The 487-nt window shown below is 56.5% G+C and carries 1 protein-coding gene; it reads left to right on the top strand.

All coding sequences use genetic code 11. The annotated features are described in order from the left end of the window. The first annotated feature begins 19 nt into the window (after positions 1–19). Positions 20–349, top strand: coding sequence for a helix-turn-helix domain-containing protein (locus EXE42_RS16790; protein WP_137707042.1), 330 nt, complete (start codon positions 20–22; stop codon positions 347–349). Positions 350–487 lie beyond the last annotated feature (138 nt).

The following is a 487-nucleotide window of genomic DNA, read 5'->3' as shown; positions in this document are numbered from 1 at the left end:
AGGAGTGAGAATTCACCATATGAGATATGCTGGCGGATGGATGACTGCGGCAGACGACCGTATCTTGGAGTATCTATCTGAGAACGAAACTGGGTCTCCAGCCAAAATGAAGAGAGAGGGACCGATCCGGTACTCTCGTCAGCAGATTAACCGGCGATGTAAGCGATTAGCTGAGGAAGATCTCGTACGACACCTAGGAAATGGAGTCTACATCATCACTGAAGACGGTGAAGCATACCTCGACGGTCGGCTCGATACCGAGAACTGGACCTACATTGATGACGACAGTGAGGCTGTCGAGGCGCAGGACCCGACGAACAGCGAGACCTCGAACGGAGGCGCGACCTGAATGCGCGACTCCGTCCCGTGGATGGGCGGTCTCGACGAGCGGATTCTGGAGCGGCTCGCTGGCGACGGTGACGCTGATGCGTGGGAGATCGCGTTCGATATTCGTGGACGGGTTAGTCAGAGTCGGGTGAGCGATCGG

The sequence above is a fragment of the Halorubrum sp. SP3 genome (genome assembly GCF_005435195.1).
Lineage (GTDB): Archaea > Halobacteriota > Halobacteria > Halobacteriales > Haloferacaceae > Halorubrum > Halorubrum sodomense.
This window is presented reverse-complemented; position numbering and strand designations above follow the sequence as displayed.

Coding starts and splice junctions, on each gene's coding strand:
- EXE42_RS16790 (WP_137707042.1), top strand. CDS start 20: ATGAGATATGCTGGCGGATGGATGACTGCGGCAGACGACCGTATCTTG.